This window comes from Pontivivens ytuae (assembly GCF_015679265.1).
In the GTDB taxonomy this organism is placed as follows: domain Bacteria; phylum Pseudomonadota; class Alphaproteobacteria; order Rhodobacterales; family Rhodobacteraceae; genus Pontivivens; species Pontivivens ytuae.
The window spans coordinates 982,129-1,002,931 of the sequence record NZ_CP064942.1; the positions used below are offsets into that span (position 1 = coordinate 982,129).

Annotated in this window: 22 protein-coding genes; 11 read left to right on the forward strand and 11 right to left on the reverse strand. The window is 68.5% G+C overall.

Annotation, left to right across the window (positions count from 1 at the left end):
• Positions 1-146 precede the first annotated feature (146 nt).
• Positions 147-1,451, forward strand: coding sequence for a zinc-ribbon domain-containing protein (locus I0K15_RS04650; protein ID WP_196104241.1), 1,305 nt, complete (start codon positions 147-149; stop codon positions 1,449-1,451).
• Between the two features lie 61 nt (positions 1,452-1,512).
• Here the strand turns inward: I0K15_RS04650 and I0K15_RS04655 are convergent, their stop codons facing one another.
• From I0K15_RS04655 to I0K15_RS21155, 6 genes are all read right to left on the reverse strand, one after another.
• Complete coding sequence (locus I0K15_RS04655) at positions 1,513-4,065, reverse strand: TIGR02302 family protein (protein WP_196104242.1); 2,553 nt, start codon at positions 4,063-4,065, stop codon at positions 1,513-1,515.
• Between the two features lie 120 nt (positions 4,066-4,185).
• On the reverse strand, positions 4,186-4,959 hold the full coding sequence (locus tag I0K15_RS04660) for a 2-keto-4-pentenoate hydratase (RefSeq protein WP_196104243.1): 774 nt from the start codon (positions 4,957-4,959) through the stop codon (positions 4,186-4,188).
• A complete protein-coding gene (lysA, locus tag I0K15_RS04665; protein ID WP_196104244.1) occupies positions 4,952-6,226 on the reverse strand; it encodes a diaminopimelate decarboxylase in 1,275 nt (424 codons plus the stop codon). The genes I0K15_RS04660 and lysA overlap by 8 nt, the downstream gene beginning before the upstream one ends.
• 2 nt (positions 6,227-6,228) lie before the next feature.
• Positions 6,229-6,546 carry a DUF2834 domain-containing protein gene (locus tag I0K15_RS04670; protein ID WP_196104245.1) on the reverse strand — a complete coding sequence of 106 codons (318 nt, stop codon included), beginning with the start codon at positions 6,544-6,546 and terminating at the stop codon, positions 6,229-6,231.
• 69 nt (positions 6,547-6,615) lie between these two features.
• Positions 6,616-6,747: a lipoprotein gene (locus I0K15_RS21150; RefSeq protein ID WP_277882909.1), complete on the reverse strand. Its 132-nt coding sequence runs from the start codon at positions 6,745-6,747 to the stop codon at positions 6,616-6,618.
• Between the two features lie 61 nt (positions 6,748-6,808).
• A complete protein-coding gene (locus I0K15_RS21155) occupies positions 6,809-6,937 on the reverse strand; it encodes a hypothetical protein (RefSeq protein ID WP_277882910.1) in 129 nt (42 codons plus the stop codon).
• Positions 6,938-7,084: 147 nt separating this feature from the next.
• Here I0K15_RS21155 and I0K15_RS04675 point away from each other — a divergent pair, with 147 nt between their 5' ends.
• Positions 7,085-7,678, forward strand: a complete 594-nt coding sequence (locus I0K15_RS04675; protein ID WP_196104246.1) for a Pr6Pr family membrane protein — start codon at positions 7,085-7,087, stop codon at positions 7,676-7,678.
• A 90-nt stretch (positions 7,679-7,768) separates the two neighbouring features.
• On the opposite strand, the gene argH is transcribed toward I0K15_RS04675, so the two are convergent.
• Positions 7,769-9,175 carry an argininosuccinate lyase gene (gene argH, locus I0K15_RS04680; RefSeq protein WP_196104247.1) on the reverse strand — a complete coding sequence of 469 codons (1,407 nt, stop codon included), beginning with the start codon at positions 9,173-9,175 and terminating at the stop codon, positions 7,769-7,771.
• Positions 9,176-9,205: 30 nt separating this feature from the next.
• Here argH and I0K15_RS04685 point away from each other — a divergent pair, with 30 nt between their 5' ends.
• Positions 9,206-9,796, forward strand: coding sequence for a TlpA disulfide reductase family protein (locus tag I0K15_RS04685; protein ID WP_230374293.1), 591 nt, complete (start codon positions 9,206-9,208; stop codon positions 9,794-9,796).
• Positions 9,797-10,224: 428 nt separating this feature from the next.
• Here the strand turns inward: I0K15_RS04685 and I0K15_RS04690 are convergent, their stop codons facing one another.
• A complete protein-coding gene (locus tag I0K15_RS04690; protein WP_196104248.1) occupies positions 10,225-10,797 on the reverse strand; it encodes a DNA-3-methyladenine glycosylase I in 573 nt (190 codons plus the stop codon).
• Positions 10,798-10,867: 70 nt separating this feature from the next.
• On the opposite strand from I0K15_RS04690, the gene I0K15_RS04695 reads away from it, so the two are divergent.
• Positions 10,868-11,641: an EAL domain-containing protein gene (locus I0K15_RS04695; protein ID WP_196104249.1), complete on the forward strand. Its 774-nt coding sequence runs from the start codon at positions 10,868-10,870 to the stop codon at positions 11,639-11,641.
• Positions 11,642-11,647: 6 nt separating this feature from the next.
• On the opposite strand, the gene phaR is transcribed toward I0K15_RS04695, so the two are convergent.
• Positions 11,648-12,238: a polyhydroxyalkanoate synthesis repressor PhaR gene (gene phaR, locus I0K15_RS04700; protein ID WP_230374294.1), complete on the reverse strand. Its 591-nt coding sequence runs from the start codon at positions 12,236-12,238 to the stop codon at positions 11,648-11,650.
• Between the two features lie 136 nt (positions 12,239-12,374).
• Between phaR and I0K15_RS21160 the strand changes: the two genes are divergently transcribed.
• From I0K15_RS21160 to I0K15_RS04720, 5 genes are all read left to right on the forward strand, one after another.
• Positions 12,375-12,500 carry a hypothetical protein gene (locus I0K15_RS21160; RefSeq protein ID WP_277882911.1) on the forward strand — a complete coding sequence of 42 codons (126 nt, stop codon included), beginning with the start codon at positions 12,375-12,377 and terminating at the stop codon, positions 12,498-12,500.
• 44 nt (positions 12,501-12,544) lie between these two features.
• Positions 12,545-13,660, forward strand: a complete 1,116-nt coding sequence (locus tag I0K15_RS04705) for an alpha/beta fold hydrolase (protein WP_196104251.1) — start codon at positions 12,545-12,547, stop codon at positions 13,658-13,660.
• Positions 13,661-13,742: 82 nt separating this feature from the next.
• The gene (locus tag I0K15_RS04710; RefSeq protein ID WP_196104252.1) at positions 13,743-14,918 is read left to right on the forward strand and encodes an acetyl-CoA C-acetyltransferase; all 1,176 of its coding nucleotides are present in this window, start codon (positions 13,743-13,745) and stop codon (positions 14,916-14,918) included.
• 88 nt (positions 14,919-15,006) lie between these two features.
• Positions 15,007-15,729, forward strand: a complete 723-nt coding sequence (gene phbB / locus I0K15_RS04715) for an acetoacetyl-CoA reductase (protein WP_196104253.1) — start codon at positions 15,007-15,009, stop codon at positions 15,727-15,729.
• 248 nt (positions 15,730-15,977) lie between these two features.
• Positions 15,978-16,571, forward strand: coding sequence for an FMN-dependent NADH-azoreductase (locus I0K15_RS04720; RefSeq protein WP_196104254.1), 594 nt, complete (start codon positions 15,978-15,980; stop codon positions 16,569-16,571).
• On the opposite strand, the gene I0K15_RS04725 is transcribed toward I0K15_RS04720, so the two are convergent.
• Positions 16,568-17,437, reverse strand: a complete 870-nt coding sequence (locus I0K15_RS04725) for a lysophospholipid acyltransferase family protein (protein WP_196104255.1) — start codon at positions 17,435-17,437, stop codon at positions 16,568-16,570. The two genes, I0K15_RS04720 and I0K15_RS04725, sit on opposite strands and share 4 nt — an antisense overlap.
• A 136-nt stretch (positions 17,438-17,573) precedes the next feature.
• Positions 17,574-19,385, reverse strand: coding sequence for a PHA/PHB synthase family protein (locus I0K15_RS04730; RefSeq protein WP_230374295.1), 1,812 nt, complete (start codon positions 19,383-19,385; stop codon positions 17,574-17,576).
• A 98-nt stretch (positions 19,386-19,483) separates the two neighbouring features.
• Between I0K15_RS04730 and I0K15_RS04735 the strand changes: the two genes are divergently transcribed.
• Complete coding sequence (locus I0K15_RS04735) at positions 19,484-19,930, forward strand: hypothetical protein (RefSeq protein WP_196104256.1); 447 nt, start codon at positions 19,484-19,486, stop codon at positions 19,928-19,930.
• A 67-nt stretch (positions 19,931-19,997) separates the two neighbouring features.
• Entirely contained in the window at positions 19,998-20,759 is a 762-nt protein-coding gene (locus tag I0K15_RS04740; protein WP_196104257.1) for a TerC family protein, read from the forward strand.
• Positions 20,760-20,803 lie beyond the last annotated feature (44 nt).

The window sequence follows — 20,803 nt, forward strand, 5'->3', positions numbered from 1 at the left end:
GGACCATCGCAGATCGGCACGAAGGTCACAATCTCTTCGGCTCTAGGCACTGTGCGATTTGCGCGCTAGATTTCCCCGACCGGTCGTTTAGGGGTTGAATGACCGCGCCGCGCACGTGCGCGGACCGAGGGGAGGGGACAACGAACATGCGGCTGATCTGTCCGAACTGCGCCACGCAATACGAGGTGCCCGACAGCGCCATCCCGGCGCGGGGTCGGAAGGTCGAATGCGGGAACTGCGGCAATAGCTGGCACGTCAGCCCGCCCGAGGTTGTGGCGGAGGAAGCCGCGCAAGTCGTTGAACCGGAACAGGTTGTCGAGGAGACGCCGCCGCCCGCCGCCGAAGAGCCGGTGGTCGAGGCCGAGGCTGCACCGGTTGCGGAAGAGACGAGCGGTCAGCCCGCCTTCGACGCCAACGTGCTGCGCGAGCTGCTTGCCCGGCCGGTGACGAAGGACGAAGCTTCGGAAGAGACGGCGGAGGCTGTCGAAGAGGCGCCGCAGGAGGACGTTGAAGCCCCGTCTTTCGCCTCGGAAGAGGTGGCGGAGACGGAAGATGACGCTCCGCGCGCGGACGACACCGAAGATGCCGCGTCGGATGAGGCTTTCGAGCAACAGGACGATGTGGCCGCCGTGGCGCAGGAGGAGCCTTCCGAGGAGCTCACCGCCGAAGCATCGGATGACGCCAGCGAGGACGCGCCGCGCACGCCGGAGGGCGAGGACACCACCGACGGTATGTCGATCCCGCCCGTGCCGCAGCCCGAGAGCAGCGTGCGACAGAGCGCCGACGCCGCCTTCGAGGCGATGCGCGCCCGTCGCGCCGCCCGCCGGGCCGCTCGCGCCGCGCAGCGCGAGCAGGAGGAGGCCGCAGCCAGCGCCGAGGTCGAGCCGCAGGACGACGCGCCCACCGAGGCGGAGACGGCCGAGAGCGATCCGAACGTCATGGCCGACCTGCGCCGCCTGATCGACAGCGACGACGCGCAGCCCGAGACGACTGAGAGCGAGAACACGGTCGAGGAGATGCCGGCGGCACCGCGCCGTCCACGCCGCGAGCGTCCGCCGCGTCCGGGTAGCGAGGCTGCGACGGAGGCAGGCGACGACGACCGCGTCGTGCCCCTCTCCCGCCGTCCGCGGCCCAAGCGCCCGGGTGCCTCCGAGGCCACTGCCCTGCCGGAGCAGGAACCGGACACCGTCGATACCGAGATTTCCGCCGCCGCCATCGCCGCAGACGATGTGCCCGCACGGGGCCGCGGGGTGCTGGGCTTTGCCGTCGCGATCATGCTCTTCGTCGTGCTCGCCGTCGTCTACATGATCGCGCCGAGCCTGTCGGCCGCGGTTCCACCGGCCGCGCCGGTGCTTGACGCCTATGCCAGCAGCGTCGACGCGCTGCGGCTGTCGATCAGCGACACTTATCGCGGGCTGACGGGCGGCGCCGCAGGACCGACTTCCGGCTGATCTCTCTTAACTGACGGATGCAGAACGGCCCGCCCCGGCGGGCCGTTTTTCGTTGCGCGCCTCAGAACCGATCGAGCAGGCGGCGCAGGTATTCGCGCTCTTCCGCCGGTCGGTCCTGCTCGGCGGAGCGGCGGCGGATCTCGTCCATCAGGTCCTGAACGGAGCCGAGCGGGCCGACATCCGGCACCATCTCGCCCTCGCCATCGAGCGCACGGCCATTGGCGGTCGGCCGGCCCAGCGGGTCGCGGGCATCGCCGTTCTCCCCGGATTCGGCGGCGACATCGCCCTGGTTCGGGGAGGGGTTCGCCTCGGTCTCCTGATCAAGCTGGCGAAGGGTCTCGCGCAGCGACTCCATGGCTTCCGCCTGGCTGTCGAGTGCGCCGCGGCCATCCTCGCGCTGCAGTGCATCGCGGGAGTCGGCCATCTCGCGCTCGGCCTCGTCCAGCGCGTCGCGGCTGCCGTTGCCCGGCAGGCCCTCGCCCAGCTCGTCGAGCAGGCGGCGCAGCGCCTCCTGCGTTTCGGCGAGGCCCTGGAGGCCCTGTTGACCCTGGCCCTGACCGCCCGGGCCGCCTTCCGGCTGGCTCGGCGTGCCCTGTTGCTGACCCTGCTGGCCTTGCTGACCCTGGCCCTGCCCCATCCCCTCGCGGAACTGGCGCTGCAGCTCCTCGAACGAGCGGTCGGCGAGCTCCTGCTGCTGGCGGAGGAGATCCTGCACGCCCTCCTGCGGGGTGCCGCCCTCACCCGGACCGCCGGGCTGGCCCTCGCCCTGCCCCTGGCCGTTGAGGGCCATGGTCATGTTCTCCATCATCTGGGCGAGCTGATCGAGGAGACGCTGCGCCTCGTCCCGGTCCCCCTGTTCGGAGAGTTCCTGGATGCGGTCGAGCAGGTCCTGCAGGTCCTGCTGGCTCATGGTCATGCCGTTTTCCATGGACTGCTCGGCGCGCTGCTGTGCCTCCGGATTGTCCTGCAGCGCCTCGGCCATCTGGCGCATGTAGTCCTGCATGGCCTCGCGCAGCTCCTGCATCAGCTCCGCGATTTCCTCGTCGCTCGCGCCTTCCTCCAGTGCCTGGCTGAGGCGTTCCTGGGCGCGTCGCAGGGCGGCGGCGGCATCGGCGAGGCGACCATCCTCGATGGAGAGGGCGGTGGCCCAGAGCTGCTCGGCGATCTCGTCGGTGCGGTCGAGTACCGTGCCTTCGTCCCGCGCGGCGTCGAGCGCACGGATCGCGGTGCGCAGTTGCAGGAAGGCGCCGGACGGCACCTCAAGCTCCTCGGGCCGGTAGGAGACGGCGCGCAGAACCTGGCTGACGCGGCGGGCGTTCTCCTCCGGCGCCCAGAGGAGATCACGGCGCTGCTCGACGATGGCGCGGGCCAGCGGGTCGAAGAAGGAGCGGCGGGGCAGTTCGAGCTCCCGCGTCTCACTGCGACCCGACTGCTCGGCCCCGTCATAGACCGTGAGATGCACCTGCACCGGCATCGCGGCGAAGGGATGGGTGGAGAAGTCCTGCACCATGATCTCGGTCAGCTCCTGCCCAACGACGCGTGCGGGCAGCGGCAGGTCGACGACGAGCGGCTCGCGCGCCATGGGCTCGGCGGCGAGGCCGTAGCGACGGTCGACGGCATCGAGGTCGAGGGTCACGGTCATCTCGGCCCGCGCGACCTCGTAATCGTCGGTGGCAGCGAAGGGCACTTCGGTGGCCCCCGCCTGCGCGCGCGCGATCTCCCCGTCGAAGCGGATGGTGGGGGAGAGGTCGCCATCCACGGTGAAAGTCCAGCTCGCAAGCTCGGACCGGCCGCGGCGCAGGCTCATGCGGCCGCCCTGCTCCACCGTGAAGCTCGCATCGGCGAGGCCGGGGGCGAGGCTGGTGAGCGGGGTGTTGCCCGCGGCGCTCAGCGTTTCCTCCAGCGTGAAGTCGTCGCCATAGGCGCGCATCACGATCTCGGTCCCGGCGGGCAATGCGATCGCTGCGGCCTCGCCGGCGCGCTCGGTCAGGTAGAGGGTGGGGGCGCCGGTATAGCCGGGCGGCGTGGCCCAGGCCTCGAAAGCCGGGCCGGCGGCGACGGCGGGGCCACCGCCGATCAGGGCGCCGGGATCGGCATCGCCGCCGCGGACGAAGAGCAGCGCGGCGACACAGGCGGTGGCTGCGAGCAGGCGGAGTGCGAGCGGGTCCTGCCGCGCGACGCGCAGGTCGGCGGGCGGTACCTCACGCTCACTGGCCCGCTCGAAGGCGCGGCGGCGGTGCGCCTCCCACACGGCACGTTGGGCGGAGGTCGGCTCCTCGGCCGGGCGATCGTCGAGGGTCGCGAGCGGACGGCCTTCCCCTTCCAGATCGAGGCGAAGGGCGGCGTCATTGCGGTCCGGCCAGCGGAAACGGGCGGCGCCGAGGCCGAAGAGTCCCCCTGCGATCAGCACCACCAGAATGGCAGGCCAGGGGGCCCAGCTGTTTACGAGGTTAGCCCCGCCGAAACCTACAAAAGCCACAACTGCGAGCAGGAAGGTCCAGACCGGCCAGAACACGCGCGCCGCCCGTTCGGAGGCGATCACCAGCCGGGTGCGCGAGATCCGCCGGGCGATCTGCCTGCGGATGCTGTCGGTGTCGGTGTGGTTGTCCTGCATATACGCCTCCCGCGACACGCGGCCGAGCGCATCACTTAGCTGGAAGCGTAGCGCAGGGGCTGGGCAGGACCAAGGCCGCAGCCATTCAACTTGCGCGGACGTGATGACGCAAGGGCGGGATCAGGCTTGGTCGAGTTGGACTGTCACGGTGCCGAGATTGGCAAAACGGGCGGTGTAGGGCGTCCCGAACGCCGCCACGATCATCTCCGTCAGCAGGCCGGTGGAGACGATATCGCCCGCGCGCAGCGTCCGGCCGCGCTCGTGAAGGTGGTTGGCGAGCCAGGTGACCACGGCGAGCGGATCGCCCAGCGCGTTGGCGCCGATGCCGGTTGCGACGGTCGTGTCGCCCGCGTCGACCTCCACCGGTTCCTTCGCGAGGTCCAGATCGGGCCGCCAGTCGATGCCTTCACCGAGGACCAGATGCTGGTTCACCGCGCCGTCGGCGGCGATCCACGGCGCGCTTTCGCGGATCGTGCCGGGCAGCCGTTTGGTCGCGAGTTCGAAGGCGGGGTGGACCGTCGCGATGGCCGCGGTGACGTCTTCGCGGCTGACGGGGGCGTCGGTCCGGGGAAGGTCCCGCGCCATGCGCACGGCGATCTCGGCCTCCAGCACGCGCAGGTCGTCGGCACTCACGACAAGATGCGCAGGCGAGGCATGGACGAGGCCGTCGAAGAGCGGGCCGCAGATCGGCTCGCCCACGCCCATCGCCTCCTGCGCGGCGTGGGAGGTCAGGCCGATCTTCCAGCCGATGACGGGGCGGCCCATGGCTTCGGCCATGTCGTCCTGCACGCGGTAGCCCTCGACGAGGTCGACCGGCGCACGCTCCGGATAGGCCGCCAGCCGCGCACCGGCGCGCCGCGTCCTTGCCAGCAGCGCGCCGAGCGGCTCAGCCATCGACCAGCCAGTCGGGCACGGTGTCGCGCGCGATCATCTCCTCGTAGGTCGGGCGGGCGCGGACCACGTGGTAGCGGTCGCCGCTCACCAGCACCTCCGGAATCAGCGGGCGGGAGTTGTATTCGGAGGACATGACCGCGCCGTAAGCCCCGGCGGAGCGGAAGGCGACGAGGTCGCCCGCCTCCAGCGCCGGCAGGTCGCGGGCCTTCGCAAAGGTATCCCCGCTCTCGCAGACCGGCCCCACCACGTCGAAGGGCTGCAGATTCACGCCCGCCCGCGGCTCGATCACCGGGACGATGTCGTGCCAGGCGTCGTACATCGCGGGCCGGATCAGGTCGTTCATCGCGGCATCGAGGATCAGGAAGTCCCGCCCCTCGCCCGCCTTGTTGTAGATCACCTCGCTGACCAAGAGCCCCGCATTGCCCGCGATCAGGCGGCCGGGCTCGATCTCGATCTCGCAGTCCAGATCGCCGACCGTGCGCCGGATCACCTCGCCATAGTCGAAGGGCAGCGGCGGCGCCTCGTTGGCCCGGCGATAGGGGATGCCAAGGCCGCCGCCGAGGTCGAGGCGGCGGATGTCGTGGCCGTCCTGGCGCAGCGCAAGCGTCAGCGCGGCAACCTTGTTGAAGGCGTCCTCGTAGGGCTCAAGCTCCGTAAGCTGGGAGCCGATATGGACGTCGATGCCCACCACCTCGATCCCGTCGAGGACGGCGGCCATGGCATAGACCTCCCGCGCCTTGGAGATCGGGATGCCGAACTTGTTCTCCGACTTGCCGGTGGCGATCTTGGCGTGGGTGCGTGCGTCCACATCCGGGTTCACGCGGATGGTGATCGGCGCGGTCTTGCCCAGCGAGGTCGCGACGGCGGAGAGGCGGGCGAGCTCCGGCTCGCTCTCCACATTGAACTGGCGGATGCCGTTCTCGAGCGCGTAGGTCATCTCCGCCGTGGTCTTGCCGACGCCGGAGAACACGATCTTGTCGCCCGGAACGCCAGCGGCCCGCGCGCGGCGGTACTCGCCAATGGAGACGACATCCATGCCCGCGCCGAGCCGCGCCATGACCCGCAGCACGGCCATGTTGGAGTTGGCCTTCATCGCGTAGCAGATCAGGTGCGGCATGCCCGCCAGCGCCTCGGCAAAGACGCGGTAATGACGCTCCAGCGTGGCGGTGGAGTACACATAGACCGGGGAGCCGACGGCGCGAACGATCTCGGGCACCGGCACGTCCTCGGCATGCAGAATGCCGTCGCGATAGAGGAAATGGTCCATGGTCAGCTCTGTCCGCGCGAACGAAGGAAGAGGTAGAGGGGCAGCGCGCAACTCACCCCGATGCAGAAGATCGCCGGGATCGCGATGAGCGAGGACCAGTCGCGGCGCACGCGCACCTCGGCGATGATCCAGACGGTGAGGGCGGCGGCGGCGACTGTCAGGTCGTAGACGAGGCCGGTGGTGGCGTCGCTCACGTTCCACGCCTCGATCATCGCGGCGAGGGACCAGTCGTTCTCGGCCAGCCACGGCAGGAAATAGGCCATGGGCAGGACGGTGCCGATGATCGCAAGGGCGAGGTAGGTCAGGCGCAGGGGCGACATGGGCAATCTCCCGGACGGGGCGGCAATTGCCGTCCCCTAGCGGGAGATCGCCGAAGGTTCAAGCGACGCTCAGAAGGTGAGCGCATCCGCCCCCGAAGTTGCGATGCCCTCGTCGTCCACGGTCTCGCCGTCGGTCAGCGGACCCTGCGCACAGGCGGCGAGGACGAAGGCGGACACGATCAGGATGGTGAGCTTTTTCATGGTGATACTCCGTTTTGTGTTCGGCAGTGGAACGTCCTTCCGCCTGACGGAGTTCCCGCGATCAATCGTTTCGCGCCGTGGGATCAGGCGAGAAGGTCTCCGCCGGCACGAGGTCGCGGCCAAGGTCGTTGCTGGCGCCGCAGCCCAACAGGGACAGGGCGATGAGCGTCATAGCGGCCAGTTTGATCACGGGCGTTCTCCTTCTCTCCTTAAGCGAGAGTAGCGTCGCCATGTCGCAAGTCCACGGCGCTCGCGTGCCGCCACGAAACGGTGAGGCCCGCTTGCACCAGATGCCCATGCGGGTAGCATTTTGCGAGACGAACCGGAGGGATTGCCGATGCGCGCGGAAACAATCGTGGCCTTGCTGGCGTGGTCGGCGGTGATCGCGAACACGGCCCTACGCATCTCGCGCGGGGAGGGTCCGGGGGAGGCGATCTGGACGCAGGCGCGCTACTTCACGTTTCTCACCAACACGACGGTGGCGCTGATTTTTACCCATGCGGCGCTGACCGGGCGCGGCCCGGGCGCCTCGCTCGCCGGGGCGGCAACGGTCTGGATAAGCGTTGTCGGGCTGGTCTATCACGCGCTGCTCAACCAGGGCTTCGTGCCCAGCCAGCCGGATTTCTGGACCGACCACATGCTGCACACGGTCGTGCCGCTCACGGTCTTCGGCTACTGGGCGTTACGGGCGGAGAAGGCGGGGCTCGGCCTGCGCGACGCCGTGATCTGGGCCGGGTTCCCGATGGCCTATCTGGTCTACGCGCTGGGGCGCGGGCTGATCGACGGGCGGTTCCCCTACTACTTCATCGATCCCAGCGACATCGGCTGGGCCGGCGTCGCGATCTGGGTGACGGGGCTCACCACGCTCTTCGTCGGGCTGGGCTGGGCGCTGACCCTCGCGGGCCGCACCCGGGTGCTCAGCCGGACGTAGCTTCCGTTTCCGGCTGCGGCGGCACGGGATCGCCCTTGCGCCCGCAGGCGACGGGGGCGAGCAGGATGGCGGCGATCAGGATCAGACGGATCATGCGAGCGCCTCCTTCCAGCGGGCGATCTGTTCGCGGACGCGCACCGGCGCGGTGCCGCCATAGGAGATGCGGGAGGCGACGGAGGCCTCGACCGTCAGCACGTCGAAGACACCTTCGGTGATCTGGTCGTTCACGCTCTGCATGTCCTCCAAAGCGAGGTCGGCAAGGTCGCAGCCCCGATCCTCCGCCATCTTCACCAGCGCGCCCGTCACATGGTGCGCATCGCGGAACGGCAGCCCCGCCTCGCGCACCAGCCAGTCGGCGAGGTCGGTCGCGGTGGAAAAGCCCGCGGCGGCGGCGGCGCGCAGGGCCTCGGGGTTCGGCTTCAGGTCCGCGACCATCCCGGTCATCGCGGCGAGGCTCAGCATCATGGAGTCCGCCGCGTCGAAGACCTGCTCCTTATCCTCCTGCATGTCCTTGGAATAGGCGAGCGGCAGGCCCTTCATCACCGTGAGCAGCGCGATCAGCGCACCCGTGATGCGGCCGACCTTGGCGCGGAGCAACTCGGCGGCATCCGGGTTCTTCTTCTGCGGCATGATGGAGGAGCCGGTGGAGAAGCGGTCCGAGAGCGTCACGAACCGGAACTGCGCCGACGACCAGATCACCAGCTCCTCGGCGAAGCGGGAGAGGTGCATGGCGCAGATGGAGGCCACGCTCAGGAACTCCAGCGCGAAATCGCGGTCCGACACGGCGTCGAGAGAGTTGGCCGTGGGCCGGTCGAAGCCGAGTGCGCTCGCCGTCATCTCCCGATCGATCGCGAAGCCGGTGCCGGCGAGGGCTGCGGCCCCCAGCGGGCTTTCGTTCATCCGGGCGCGCGCGTCGCGGACGCGGGAGCGGTCGCGGGCGAACATCTCGACATAGGCCAGCATGTGGTGGCCCCAGGTCACCGGCTGCGCGGTCTGCAGATGGGTGAAGCCCGGCATCACCATGTCCGGCCCGGCCTCGGCCTGCGCGACGAAGACCTTCATCAGCGCGGTCAGCCCCGCATCCATTGCGTCGAGCTGATCGCGGACCCACAGCTTGAAGTCGGTCGCCACCTGGTCGTTGCGCGAGCGCCCGGTGTGGAGCCGCCCGGCAGGCTCGCCCACCAGCTCCTTCAGCCGCGCCTCCACGTTCATGTGGATGTCTTCCAAGGCGGTGGAGAACGCGAATTCCCCCGCCTCGATCTCTGACAAGACCGTGAGCAGCCCTTCCCGGATCACCTCCGCATCGCTATCCGTCAGGATGCCGGTGGCGGCGAGCATGGCAGCGTGGGCGCGCGAGCCCTCGATGTCCTGCTTCGCCAGACGCCGGTCGAACCCGATGGAGGCGTTGATCGCCTCCATGATCGCGTCGGGGCCGTCGGCGAAGCGGCCGCCCCACATCGCGTTGGAGGATTTGGCGGCCTTGGTGTCGTTGGGCATTCGGGGCCTCGTTGTGGGGAGGAATTTCACATGCGCATGACCGGAAAGGCGTTGAGCCTCGTGGCCTCGGCCCTCTTCTACGCAGCACCGCTGGCGATGGCAAACGGGGCGGCGGCACAGTCGCTGGCGGAAGTGGTGGAGCCCATGCGCGAAGGCGACATGCGCAAGCTCGTGGTGCATTCCGAGCCGGTGGAGTTGCCCGACCAGACCTTCACCGATCCCGACGGCGGCGAGTACTCGCTGGCCGACTACGCGGGCCAGGTCGTGCTGGTGAACTTCTGGGCGACCTGGTGCGCGCCGTGCCGCGAGGAGATGCCGGATCTCGACGCGCTCCAGCAGACCTTCGGCGGCGATGCGTTCGAGGTGGTGACGATCGCGACGGGCCGGAACTCGCTGGCGGGCATTCGGGCCTTCTTCCAGGAGGAGGAGATCGAGGCGCTGCCCATCCTGCTCGACCCTCAGGGCCAGCTCGCCCGGCGCGCCGGGGTGCTCGGCCTGCCGGTGACGGTGATCATGGGACCGGACGGGATGGAGCTTGCGCGGTTGCAGGGCGGCGCGCACTGGAACGACGAGAACGCGCGGGCCGTGCTGACGGAGATCATGGCGCAGAGCGGGGTGTGAGGCTCGGACGTCTGGCGCTGATTTAATCCCAGCGGCACTCCTCGAGAGACGAGGGTCGCGCCCGACCTGGAGGGCACTTGCCCAACGCCTTTGCTAAGCGCGCTCTTTCAAGCATCGATCTGGCGAATTCTTTTTCCGACATCGCCAACGCGTCCTACGGGGGGAGATCGGGCGCGGCCCGGCGTGGCCGCCGGGCGGGATGGTGCTTCGAGGCGGTACCACCCCGGACTTGGTCCGGGGTCTTTGGCTCCGAGGTGCCGAGTTGGGAACGGTCCCGGCTCCTAGGCCGGGACGGTGGGGAGGGGTGTCATGGTCGGGCTTGACCCGGCCATCTCCTGCATGGGGGGATCCTCGGGTCGAGCACGAGGATGTGACGGTACATTTGTCAAAGGTCCCGGCGCTACGGCCGGGACGGTTGCGCCAGGAAGTCACCGCCCCAGCGCCTTCACCTCCTGATGACGGAAGCAGTCCGTTGTGTGGTCGTTCACCATGCCGACCGCCTGCATGAAGGCGTAGACGATCGTGGGGCCGCAGAACTTGAACCCGGCCTTCTTTAGGTCCTTGGAGATGCGGTGCGACAGCTCGGTCTCCGCCGGAACCTCGGCCATGCTCGCCCACTCGTTCTGCAGCGGCGCGCCGTCCATATAGCGCCAGAGGAAGGTGTCGAAGCCCTCCTGTTCCTGGATCGCGAGATAGGCGCGCGCATTGCCGATCGTCGCCTCGATCTTGCCGCGGTGCCGCACGATGCCGGGATCGGCGAGGAGGCGAGTCACGTCGGCCTCGGTATAACGCGCGATCCGCTCCGGCTCGAACCCGTCGAAGGCGGCCTGGAACGCCTCGCGCTTCTTGAGGATCGTGATCCAGCTCAGCCCGGCCTGGAAGCCGTCGAGGATCAGCTTCTCCCACAGCGCGCGGGCGTCCTTGTCCGGCACGCCCCACTCGGTGTCGTGGTAGTCCACATAGATCGGGTCGGTCCCGCACCACGCGCATCTCGGCCCCATCGGTCCCCCTTTACGATTCGTTCAGAACATTCCGCGAACAGTAGCGGGGAACGGAGGGCCGGGCGAGAAGATGTTGAGCGTGATCGAGGACGAGGCGCCGGACCCGGATCTGCGGCCGGAGGCGCTGCTGGCGGCGGGACGGGTCGAGCTCGCCTTCCAGCCGGTGCTGCGCACCCGCGGCGGGATCGCGTTCTTCGAAGGGCTCGCGCGGTTGCGCACGCCGGACGGGCTGCTGGCGCCGGGCGCCTTCCTGCCCGTGCTGGAGGCGGCGGGGCTGGGGCCGAAGCTCGACCGCTTCGTGCTGCGCCATGCGCTGGCCGCGCTGGAGGCGACGCCGGGCACGCGGATCTCGGTGAATGTCGGTGCACAGACGCTCGGTGATCCGGCGTGGATCGACCTCCTGCGGCGGGAGGCGGCGGACCGGCCCGGCCTCACCGACCGCCTGATCGTGGAGGTGACGGAGACTGCGCTGCTCGACAACGACCGTGCCGCCCGCTTCACCCGCGCGGTGCGCGCGCTGGGACCCGCGGTGCTGCTCGACGATTTCGGGGCGGGCTACACCGCGTTCCGGCAGTTTCGCGACCTCGCCCTCGACGGCGTGAAGATCGACGGCTTCTTCACCCGCCGGATCGAGGCGAGTGCCGACAACCAGTGCCTGATCCGCGCGCTTGTCGACATCGCCCGGCATTTCGAGATGTTCACGGTCGCGGAATACGTGCAGACGGCTGCGGAGGCGGCAAGCCTCTCGGCGCTGGGTATCGACTGCCTGCAAGGCCACTTCATCGGGGCGGCGGGGCCGGAGCTGACCCTCGGCGTCGCGCACCCCTCGGCCGGAGTGGCGTGACCGGGATCAGGACTTGCGCACCAGTTCGGAGAGCTGCTCCTGCATCCGGGCGAGCTGGTCCTTGAGCTCGTCGAGCTCGACATCCTTGGCCGAGGCGTCGGCCTTGGCATCTTCAGGCGCCGCGGCGCTGCCGGTGGCGAAGGGCGAGAACATGCGCATCGTGTTCTCGAACCACTCCATGTTGGCGCGGGTCATCGCCTCGTAGTTCTGGATCGCGGGGTTGGCGTCGAACGCCGCGCGCACCTGATCGCGCATCTTCTCCTGGTTGCGCGCGAAGGTGTCCATCGACGCGTCGAGATAGCCCGGCACGAAACCCTGCAGCGTGTCGCCGTAGAGCCGGATGAGCTGGCGCAGGAAGTTCGTGGGCAGCATGTTCTGCCCCTTCGCCTCCTCCTCGAAGATGATCTGCGTGAGGACGGAACGGGTGATGTCCTCCCCCGTCTTCGCGTCGTTGACCACGAAGTCGTCGCCGTCGCGCACCATCTGGGCAAGGTGCTCGAGGGTCACGTAGCTCGACTTCGCCGTGTTGTAGAGACGGCGGTTCGCGTACTTCTTGATGACGACCGGCTGATCGGTCTCGGTGGGTGTCTTGGCCACTCCGATCGCTCCCCCAAAGGTTGTTTTGAACGTCTCTTCGCGGACGTGTGCTGCGCAGCATAGTGCGCTGCACACTTGCACCGCAACGCAAATTTCGCGGATGCGGCGTGAGCCCGGCGTGATAGGGTCCGGCCCCATGAGAGGGGACGATGAGACGAATGCCGCCGCGCGCGACTGGCTGGAGCGCTGGCTTGCCGACGTGGCGCGCCTGATGCGCGACGGCCCGGCGCCCCGCCCCGCGGAGCGCGACCCGCAGCAATGAGGCCGGGCCTGCCGACGGATCCGCGCCGGGCCGGGCCGAGCCCCTTGCCCCTGCACCTCGCCCAGGCGGCCGCTCTGGTGGGCCAGGCGACGCTTTCGCCGGAGCCCGGACCGCTGCCGCTCGATCGGGCGGCGGCCGCGGGCGACATGCTGGAGGACATGCTGGCCGGCATCGCCCGGTGGCGTGCTCATGAGTGGCGTCGGCCGGAGGAGCGCGCGCCGGTGCTCTGGTCCGACGGTGCGACGGAGCTGCGAGACCATGGCGGCGGCACCGGCAGGCCGGTGCTGGTGCTGCCCTCGCTCATCAACGGCAGTGAGGTGCTCGACATCCATCCGGAGCGCTCGCTGCTGGGCACGCTGCGCGCGGCGGGTCTGCGGCCGCTGCTGCTCGACTGGGGTGTGCCGGGCGCGGAGGAGCACGGCTTCGGGCTGGCGGATTATGCCGACCTGCGCCTGCGCCCCGCACTCGCCGTCGCGCGGGTGCTGGCGGGCGGTCCGGTGCCGGTACTCGGCTACTGCATGGGCGGCGCGATGGCGGCCGCCGCGGCGGCGCGGCGGGCGAGCGACGTGGCCGCGCTCGTCACCATCGGCACGCCCTGGAACTGTCAGGAGGGGATCTGGATCGCGCGCATGGTCCGCGAGCTGGTGCGCCCCGACCCCGCCATGGCACGCGCCGCATTGCAGACCATGGGCGCGAGCTTCGGCCTGATCCCGCACGATGCGGTGCAGACGCTTTTCGCCGGGCTCGACCCCGGCCTCGCCCTGCGCAAGTTCGCCCGCTTCACGCGGATGGAGGGGCTGGAGGCCGAGCTCTTCGTCGCGGTGGAGGACTGGCTGAACCGGCCCGTGCCGCTCGCCCCCGCGGTGGCCGAGGAGGTGCTGATCGACTGGCAACTCCACAACACCCTCGCCGCGGGCGTGTGGGAGGTCATGGGCGGCCCGGTCACGCCCGACGCCATCGCCTGCCCCACGCTCAGCTTCTGCGCCCGCCGCGACCGCATCGCGCCGCCTGCCAATGCCGACGCGCTGCCGGGGGCCATTCCCGGCGCCCGCATCGCCCGCCCCGATACGGGCCACGTTGGCATGATCGTCGGGCAGAAGGCGCGCGCGGAGGTGTTCGAGCCTATCGTCGACTTCCTCGACAACGTGCGTATCTGCTAGAGACTCAACTTAGGGGGTGCAATTTCGTGTCGCCCCACCTATGTTGCAGCGCAACAATCGGAAAACTCTGGGGAGACCTCTCATGACCAACGTGGTGATCGCAGCGGCCGGACGGACGGCCGTCGGCTCGTTCAACGGCTCCTTCGCCAACACCCCCGCCCATGACCTGGGCGCGGCCGTGATCGAGGGCGTGCTGGAGCGCGCGGGCGTGGACAAGGGCGAGGTCTCCGAAACCATTCTCGGGCAGGTGCTGACCGCGGCACAGGGCCAGAACCCTGCGCGTCAGGCGCATATCAATGCGGGCCTGCCGAAGGAGAGTGCGGCCTGGGGCATCAACCAGGTCTGCGGCTCCGGCCTGCGGGCGGTCGCGCTCGGCGCGCAGCACATCATGCTCGACGATGCCGACATCGTGGTCGCCGGCGGGCAGGAGAGCATGAGCCTCGCCCCCCATGCCGCGCACCTGCGCGCGGGCCGCAAGATGGGCGACATGAGCTTCACCGACACGATGATCAAGGACGGGCTCTGGGATGCCTTCAACGGCTATCACATGGGTCAGACGGCGGAGAATGTCGCGAACCAGTGGCAGATCACCCGCGACGATCAGGACGCCTTCGCCGTCGGCTCCCAGAACAAGGCGGAGGCCGCGCAGAAGGCCGGCAAGTTCGATGACGAGGTCATCCCCTTCACCGTAAAGACCCGCAAGGGCGACATCGTGGTCGACAAGGACGAGTACATCCGCCACGGCGCGACGCTGGACGCGATGGCGAAGCTCAAGCCCGCCTTCGCCAAGGATGGCTCGGTCACGGCGGCCAACGCCTCCGGCCTCAATGACGGGGCGGCTGCCACGCTGCTGATGACCGCGGAGAACGCGGAGAAGCGCGGGATCGAGCCGCTGGCCCGGATTGCGAGCTACGCCACCGCGGGCCTCGACCCGTCGATCATGGGCGTGGGGCCGGTCTATGCCTCGAAGAAGGCGCTCGACAAGGCGGGCTGGTCCGTCTCCGACCTCGACCTGGTGGAGGCGAACGAGGCCTTCGCCGCCCAAGCCTGTGCCGTAAACAAAGAGATGGGCTGGGACCCCGAGATCGTGAACGTGAACGGTGGGGCGATCGCCATCGGCCACCCGATCGGCGCGTCGGGCTGCCGCGTGCTCAACACGCTCCTCTTCGAAATGAAGCGCCGCGACGCGAAGAAGGGCCTCGCCACGCTGTGCATCGGCGGCGGCATGGGTGTCGCGCTCTGTGTCGAGCGTGACTGATTGATTCCGGTCAAGGCGGCCTCCGGGCCGCCGGGCCACACCCCTCCCGACACGACCACCCCAAGACAAAAACAGAGAGGAAACGACCATGGCACGTGTGGCAATCGTCACCGGAGGCTCCCGCGGCATCGGCGCGGCCATCGCGACGGCGCTCAAGGCGCAGGGCTGCGAGGTCGCGGCGACCTATGGCGGCAATGACGAGGCGGCGAAGAAGTTCACCGACGAGACCGGCATCAAGACCTACAAGTTCTCCGTCGCCGACTACGCCGCGTGCAAGGACGGCATCGCGCAGGTGGAAAGCGATCTCGGCCCCGTGGACATCCTGGTCAACAATGCCGGCATCACCCGCGACGCGCCGTTCCACAAGATGACGCCGGAGCAGTGGTCCGAGGTGATCGACACCAACCTCACCGGCGTCTTCAACATGACCCACAACGTCTGGGTCGGCATGCGCGAGCGCAAGTTCGGCCGGATCGTCACCATCTCGTCCATCAACGGGCAGAAGGGGCAGTTCGGGCAGGCGAATTACTCCGCTTCCAAAGCCGGCGATCTCGGCTTCACCAAGGCGCTGGCGCAGGAAGGCGCGCGCTACGGCATCACGGTGAACGCGATCTGCCCGGGCTACATCGCCACCGACATGGTGATGGCGGTGCCCGAGAAAGTGCGCGAGGCGATCATCGGCCAGATCCCGGTCGGCCGCCTCGGCGAGGCGGACGAGATCGCGCGATGCGTGGCGTTCCTGACGTCGGACGATGCGGGCTTTATCACCGGCTCGACCATCACGGCGAACGGCGGCCAGTACTTCATCTGACGCACTGGCCCGCGCTGGAGGCTGGCGCGGCTTGAAGAACGGATCCGGGGCGCTGCTCCGGATCCTTGGCCCACCCGTCCGGGCCCGAACCGCGATGCGGTTCCGGGACGATCTGCCCCCGTACATCGAGAGCGAAGACGGCGCGGTTTCCGGATCGGCGACAGTTTGAGGCTGATCGGACGGTTTTTCGGAATCAGGAAACGGAACACATTCACCACAGCCTGATTTCGTCCGAAAGGATCCCGACCATGACCTCCGATAACATCCTGCTGGTCCAGTCCAGCGCCCGTACCGACGCCTCCGTCACCCGCCGTCTCAGCCGGGAGCTTGCAGAGCGCCTCGGCGGCACGATCGTGGAGCGTGACGTGGCCCCCGGCCCCGAATTCGTCGATGGCGACTGGGTGGGGGCGAACTTCACCCCGGCCGCCGACCGGACGGATGCGCAGCACGCGCGCCTCAGCGGTTCCGATGCGCTCGTTGCAGAGCTGCAGGCGGCCGACACCATCGTCATCGGCCTGCCGATCTACAATTTCGGGATGCCCGCGGCGCTCAAGGCCTGGATCGACCAGGTCGCGCGCTCGAAGGTGACGTTCGAGTACGGCGACACCGGGCCGCGCGGCCTGCTGACCGGCAAGCGCGCCTTCATCGTCGTCGCCTCCGGCGGGACCGAGGCGTTCGGGGACGTGGACTACGCCACGCCGCACCTGCGCCACGTGCTCGGCTTCCTCGGCATCACGGATGTGACCGTAGTCCGCGCCGACCAGCAGATGGTGAAGGGCGAGGCGACCGTCGAGGCCGCCGAGCGCCAGATCGAAGAGCTGACCGCGGCCGTCGCCGCTTAAGTCAGACGCGGCTGCGGCTTCAGAAGCCGCGGCCGCTCCACGAAGAGATCCTTCTCCCGCTCGCCGGAGCGCAGGGCATCCACCGCATCGAACAGGATCTGCGTGGCCTCCGCCCCGTCCGAGGGCAGGCTCGCACCGTGGATCGGCTCGCCCGCGCGGACGTGGAAGCGCTGCCGGTCCTTGTTCAGCACCTCGTAGAACAGCGTGATGTCGCGCAGCGTCGGGTGCAGCTTGTCGAAGAGGTAGAACAGGAGCGAGTTGCGCGCCGTGATCCGCATCGGGATGATCGGCAGCTCGTACTTGCGCGCCAGCATCGCCGCGGAGGGCATCCATTCGCGCTCATGCAGCCGCAGCCCGCGTCGCTTCGACAGCCGCCCGGCGGGGAAGATCACGGCGAGCCGCCCCTCCTTGAACGCACCGCGGGCGTAGGTCAGCGTCTCGCGGTTCTTCGCGTGGCTGCGCTTGTCCTCCCGCCACTCCACCGGGGCGATCATCGAGATGAACTGCGGCATGATCCGCAGGATGTCCCCGTTGGCGAAGAAGAAGAGGTCGGGCCGCTTCTCCTTCAGCAGGTGGTACATGATGATGCCGTCGGCGATGCCGGTGGGGTGGTTGCAGACGATAATGGCCGGGCCGGTGGCCGGTATGTTGTCGAGGCCGTCATGCTCGACCCGCCGCGCGATCATCTCGGACATGCGGTCCATGATCTCGGCCGTCGGCTCGTTCTCCAGCTCCGTGCCGAGTTCGACCGTCCGGTCGTAGCCGAGCATCAGATGCAGCAGGCCCCGGATCGGCCGCATGGCGGGGCCGCCCCGGTAGATCCAGCCTGCCCGCTCCGCGATGAGTTCGTCGATCTTCTCCTGCATGGCGGGCACCTATCGTTTCCCCGTATCATTTTTGTGACGCCATTCGAGGGCGCATTTCGTAGATATGTGGCCCGTCCCCATGGGTTTTCGAGGGAGCGGGCCGCTTTCGTGAAGGTTGAGCGGCAAGGACCTGCCGTCACCTGCGATCGAAGCGGACCTTGACGAATTCGCCCGGAGCGGGCTCGAGAACACCGTGTTTCGCGCCGGGTTCGCGGGCCTTCACCTTGCGGCCCGAATGGCCGATGAGCCATGCCTCCCAATCGACCCACCAGGAGCCGGGATGCTCCTCCGCCTGCTCCATCCATTCGGCGAGGGTCGGGGCGCTGAGGTCGTCGTTGACCCAGTACTGGTATTTCTGCGCGGCAGGCGGGTTCACGACGCCCGCGATGTGGCCGGAGCCTGCGAGGATGAAGCGGACCTCCGCGTTCTCCATCATCCGCGCGCCGCGATAGACCGAGGGCGCGGGCGCGATGTGATCCTCGCGCGTGGCGACGTGGTAGACCGGCCCGCGGATGTCGGCGAGGCTCAGCGTCTCGCCGTCGACCTTCAGCGTACCGTCGACGAAGGAATTGTCGCGGTAGAAGCTCTCCAGATAGAAACGGTGGACCTTCGCGGGCATCGCGGTGGAATCCGCGTTCCAGTAGAGCAGGTCGAACGGGAACGGGTCCTTGCCCAGCATGTAATTGTTGACGCAGTAGCCCCAGATCAGGTCGGCGGAGCGCAGCATGTTGAACGCACTCGCCATCTTCTCGGCCGGCAGGTAGCCCTTCTGCATCTCGTCATCGACCACCGCGATCGTCTTGTCGTCGACGAAGACCTGCAGCTCGCCCGCATCCGCGAAATCGAGCTGCGCGGTGAAGAGCGTGGCGGAGGCGACGCGCGTGTCCTTCCGCTTCGCCGCACGGGCGAGGAAACTGCCCACCATCGTGCCCCCGATGCAGTAGGAGGCGAGGTTGATCTTCTTCTGTCCCGTCTCCTTCATCGCGACGTCCATCGCGTCGGAGACGGCCTGCATGTAGCTCTCCCACGTCTCGCCGGCCTGCCGCTCGTCGGGATTGACCCAGGAGATCATGAAGACGGTGAAGCCCTGGCCCACCAGCCACTTCATCAGGCTCTTCTTCTCGTTGAGATCGAGCACATAGTACTTGTTGATCCAGGGCGGGATGAAGAGGAGCGGGCGCGCATGCACCTGCTCGGTCGTCGGCGCGTATTGGATGAGCTGGAGCACGTTGTTCTGCCAGATCACGGCACCCGGGGTGACCGCCATGTCGCGGCCCACCTCGAAGGCGTCCATGTCGGTCTGGCGGATCAGCAGGTTGCCCTTCCCCCGCTCCAGATCGGCAAGCATCATCTTCAGCCCGCGCACGAGGTTGTCGCCCTTCTGGGAGGCCGTCGCCTCTAGCACTTCAGGGTTCAGCGCGAAGAAGTTCGAGGGGCTCATCGCTTCGACGAAGCTGCGGGTGTAGAACTCGACTTTCTTGCGCTCGTGCGGGTCGAGATCGCCGATCGAGTGGGCGGTGCCCTGCATGTAGCTCGATGTCAGCAGGTAGGATTGCTTGAGATAGTCGAAGAGCACGTTCTCCGACCACTGGTCGTGCTTGAAGCGCTTGTCGCCGGGCTTGGGCTCGACCACGGGCTCGGACGGCTCGCCCATCCAGCGGGACCACGCGCTCTGCCAGAGCTCGGCCTGCGCCTGCCACCAGGCCATGGTGGCGGCGGCAAGCTCCTGCGGATGATCGGCGAGGACCTGGGCGAACCGGGTGAAGGTCGGCAGGGTGTTGAGCGGGTCGGGCGTGGCCGGCTTGTCGGCATTGGCCGCCTGCGCGGCGAAGACCTTCTGCCAGATCTCCGCGCTCGTCTCGCTGACCCGCGCCATGTTCTGCGTGAACTCCGCGCTTTCGCGCATCCACGCCTCCACGGCGTCGCGTTCGCCCCCGGCGTCACTCATAAACGTCCTCCCGGCGATCCTCCCGCGCACCCTGTACCGATTTGGCCGGATGCTTTATCAGCGATGCTAAAGCAAACAGCTCGCAAGGCAAAACCCTGATGCGAACGCCGCTCCTTCTCCTCGCCCTCAGCGGTTGCGCCATCGGCGAGACGATCGGGTTCTACGACATCCCCGAAGGCACGGAGCTGGTGGTGGGCGATGGGCCCTATCCGGAGCTTCTGGGGCTGGAGGAGATCGAGGCGCGCGGCTTCGTCCTGCTCACCCCCGGCGAGGTCCGCGGCGCGCGGGAGGAGGTCGACCTCCTGCAGGCCGACGCGGGCGCGCTGCTCGACACCGCGACGCTGGAGGCGCGGGCGATCGCGCTCAGGGCCGAAACGGCGGAAATCGGCGGGCAGACCGCGACGCTGAGCCCCGAGGGCCGTGCGCTTCTCAACCGTGCCGCCTCGCAATCCTCCCGCGCCGCGCGGGTCAGCGGCTCGGCAACGGAGGCGCGCCTCCTCCAGCAACGGGCCGCGGCCCTGCGCGCCCGGGCGTCCCGGCCCTGATCCCTCGCCGCGCACCCGGCGCGGCCCTATCTCTTCGCCCCATCTGATTCGTCACCGGAGACACCGCATGGAAAGCGTGCTTGGACTGCTGACCGATCCGACCAACTGGGCCGCCCTGCTCACCCTGATCGTCATGGAGGTGGTGCTGGGCATCGACAACCTCCTCTTCATCTCGATCATCACCAACAAGCTGCCCGAGCGGCAGCGCGCCTTCGCCCGCAACCTCGGGATCGGACTGGCGCTGATCATGCGGCTGGGCCTCCTGATGGCCATCGCCTGGATCGTGGGGCTGGTGGAGCCGGTGCTCAATGTCGGCGAGCTCGCGCTGTCGTGGAAGGATCTGATCCTGATCGCGGGCGGTATCTTCCTGATCTGGAAGGCGACGAAGGAGATCCACCACCATGTGGATCCGGAGCCCGAGGGCGACATCCTGGTCGGCAAGGCGGTCGGCATGACGCTGGGCGCGGCCATCGTTCAGATCCTGCTGCTCGACCTCGTCTTCTCCATCGACTCGATCATCACGGCCGTGGGCATGACGCCGCATGTGCCGATCATGGTGATCGCCATCACCTTCACGGTGATCTGCATGCTGGTGGCCGCCGGTCCGCTGTCCCGCTTCGTCAACGAGAACCCGACGGTCGTGATGCTCGCCCTCGGCTTCCTGCTGCTGATCGGCACGACGCTGGTGGCGGAGGGGTTCCATGCGAAGATCCCGAAGGGCTACATCTACGCCGCCATGGCCTTTGCCGGGCTGATCGAGGGGCTCAACCTCATGGCCCGCCGCAAGAAGGCGCGGCTGCGGGCAGAGGCGGAAGCCGGGCTGTCATGAGGGTTTCTTCTCTGCCGGAATATCCTCGGAGGTAAGCGCTATCC